Raw genomic sequence first — 2654 nt, forward strand, 5'->3', positions numbered from 1 at the left:
TGCCCGGCGACAGCGTGACCATGGACGTCACCCTGATCGTCCCGGTGGCCATGGAAGAGAAGCTGCGCTTCGCCATCCGTGAAGGCGGACGTACCGTCGGCGCAGGCGTCGTCGCCGCCATCAACGAGTAGGCAAAACCGGCGGCAGCTCACGCTGCGTCGGTTCGCGTTCGATCGTCATGTCGAGGCCCGCGATCCGCTTGACGGATCGTGGGCTTCGTCGTTTGATAACCCCAGGTTGTAGGCCGGGGTCTGTTTCATGGGCAAGAAGCCGGAATCACTTACCCGTCGGTTCATTCTTGCGGCCGGAGCCACAACTTTCGCGAGCATGGCGGCGGGGCGGGTACGCGCCGACGATCTGCGCAGCGGGGCGCTGCGCGACGAGATCGTGGCGATCCTGCGCAGCGATTTCCCCGGCGTGGCGTTCACCCTCGACCCCGACCCGAGGCAGATCACCCTCGGCAACAAGACACTGTTCCTCGACAACCTGAATGCCATGGTCGCCGACCTGACGGGCACGCGACGCCGGGCGGTGATCCTCGATTTCGTGCGTCCGGTGGCGAGCCCGACGACCACCAAGGGCGGCACGCGCGAAGGCTTTCTGCTGGCCTCGAAGCGCCTGCGCATCCAGCTCGTCCCCAACGAATATCGCGAACAGGCGCCTGACCTCACCTGCCGCAGCTTCTCGGAGCGGCTCCTCGTGGCCTACGCCCTCGACGAGGCGAATCGCTACCAGCTCGTGAACCGGCCGATCTTCGACGCCTGGGGCGTGGATCAGAGCACCATCGAGCGGATCGCCATCGAGAACCTCGCGCAAGCCTCAGGTGGCGCCGAAATCCACATTTCGGAGACGGGTGTGCGCGGTAAGTATGCCACCCACGCCGACGAGAGCAGCTATGCGGGCGCGCGCCTTCTGGTCCCCATGGTCATGGACCAGATCCGCGAGGGCCTCGGCACGCCCAGCATCGTCGTCACCGTCCCGACCCGGGACATCCTGATCGCCTGGACGCCCGACAGCGCCGAGAAAGTCAGCCTCGCCAGGACCGCCGCCGACTTCATGCAGCGAGGTCCCTACAGCCGCAGCCGCGAGCTGTTCTCCTATTCCGCGACCGGTCTGCGTCCGCTCACGCCGTTCGAACTCTCCCAGCACGGCCGATCGTAGGATCGGACAACGCCGGCACCACGAGCGGCCCATAGACTGGAAGACAAGGCGAAGCGTCGACCGGTGTCGGGATTTTTCCGTCTCGACGCTTCCCCCTCTTGCGCCCGCCCCGGGGATCGGGCATTGGAGCGCGGCGCGTAGGAGTGTAGCTCAACTGGTCAGAGCGCCGGTCTCCAAAACCGGAGGTTGCGGGTTCGAGTCCCTCCACTCCTGCCATTTGGATCCTTGCCACTTGGCCGCGTCAGATCTTCAGACCCTCCCCATCTTCTTCATTTCTAGCAGATCGCTTCATCGCGACATCCGGCCGGGCGCAGTCGACAAGCCCGGTGACTTGCGTTAGAGCGGTCGCCTTCCGAGATCGATGAAGGCCGTCGATGCAGGCTCCTCCTGGAGCCGCCGCATCGTGCTTTCCCGAAGCTCGGGTCGATTTCCCTGTTGTTGGCGCCATGGCATCGAACGAAGCATCGAAGAAAGTGGACCTTGCGCGCACCCCGCAGCGCGGCTCCACCACGCCGACGCCCCCCCGGGCCACCCCGCCGGCGCGTCCCGCGCCCAAGCGCGTCGGTCCCGCCGAGTTCCTGGCCCAGGTTCGCGACGAGGGCCGGAAGGTCACGTGGCCGACCCGCAAGGAGACCGTGGTGACCACCGTGATGGTGTTCATCATGGTGGTGGTGGCGAGCATCTTCTTCACGGTCGTGGATCAGGCGCTGCGCTATCTCGTGACCCTGATCCTCGGGGTCGGCGCCTAAAATAACTCCTCGATCCGAACGCGCTGGCGCGAACGGGTCGACCGACGTCAGGATTTGGTGAGAACCGTGTCGAAGCGCTGGTACATCGTCCACGCCTACTCGAATTTCGAGAACAAGGTCGCGCAATCCATCAAGGATCAGGCGGCCCAGCGTGGCCTGATGGAGCTGTTCGACGAGGTCTTGGTCCCGACCGAGAAGGTCGTCGAGGTACGTCGTGGCCGCAAGGTCGATGCCGAGCGCAAGTTCTTCCCCGGCTACGTCCTCGTGAAGTGCGACCTGACCGACGAGGTCTACCACCTCATCAAGAACACCCCGAAGGTGACGGGCTTCCTCGGCGCCGACAAGTCGAAGCCGGTTCCGATCCCGGATTCGGAGGCCGAGCGCATCAAGGGTCAGGTCGCCGAGGGCGTCGATCGTCCGAAGCCTTCCGTCTCCTTCGAGATCGGCGAGACGGTGCGCGTCTCCGACGGTCCCTTCGCCTCCTTCAACGGCACCGTCGAGGAAATCGATGAGAGCCGGTCGCGCCTCAAGGTCGCCGTGTCGATCTTCGGCCGCGCCACGCCGGTCGAGCTGGAATACGCCCAGGTCGAAAAGACCTCCTGAGGTCGCAGGCCTGAGGCGGCGCGGCGGGGATGACGGCGAGCGCCGCCCTGTCGGCTGAGCAGCGGCGGGCGCTGATCGCGGCCTACCGCGCCAATCCCGTCCTGCCCGACGCGCCGGCGCTGCCGCTGATCGCGGCTTTGC

Annotated in this window: 3 protein-coding genes, 1 tRNA gene and 1 pseudogene; all 5 read left to right on the top strand. The window is 65.8% G+C overall.

Features of this window, described 5'->3' with window-relative positions; all coding sequences use genetic code 11:
• Positions 1–131 (top strand): annotated as a pseudogene (tuf, locus tag JWQ05_RS19975) (elongation factor Tu); the annotation flags it as partial.
• A 196-nt stretch (positions 132–327) separates the two neighbouring features.
• The gene (locus JWQ05_RS19980) at positions 328–1161 is read left to right on the top strand and encodes a DUF1444 family protein (RefSeq protein ID WP_299662422.1); all 834 of its coding nucleotides are present in this window, start codon (positions 328–330) and stop codon (positions 1159–1161) included.
• Positions 1162–1300: 139 nt separating this feature from the next.
• Positions 1301–1377, top strand: a tRNA-Trp gene (locus JWQ05_RS19985).
• Between the two features lie 230 nt (positions 1378–1607).
• Positions 1608–1910 carry a preprotein translocase subunit SecE gene (gene secE, locus JWQ05_RS19990; RefSeq protein ID WP_299662425.1) on the top strand — a complete coding sequence of 101 codons (303 nt, stop codon included), beginning with the start codon at positions 1608–1610 and terminating at the stop codon, positions 1908–1910.
• A gap of 66 nt (positions 1911–1976) precedes the next feature.
• Complete coding sequence (gene nusG, locus JWQ05_RS19995) at positions 1977–2513, top strand: transcription termination/antitermination protein NusG (protein ID WP_299662427.1); 537 nt, start codon at positions 1977–1979, stop codon at positions 2511–2513.
• Positions 2514–2654 lie beyond the last annotated feature (141 nt).

The sequence above is a fragment of the Methylobacterium sp. genome, from assembly GCF_028290105.1.
Classification (GTDB): Bacteria; Pseudomonadota; Alphaproteobacteria; order Rhizobiales; family Beijerinckiaceae; genus Methylobacterium.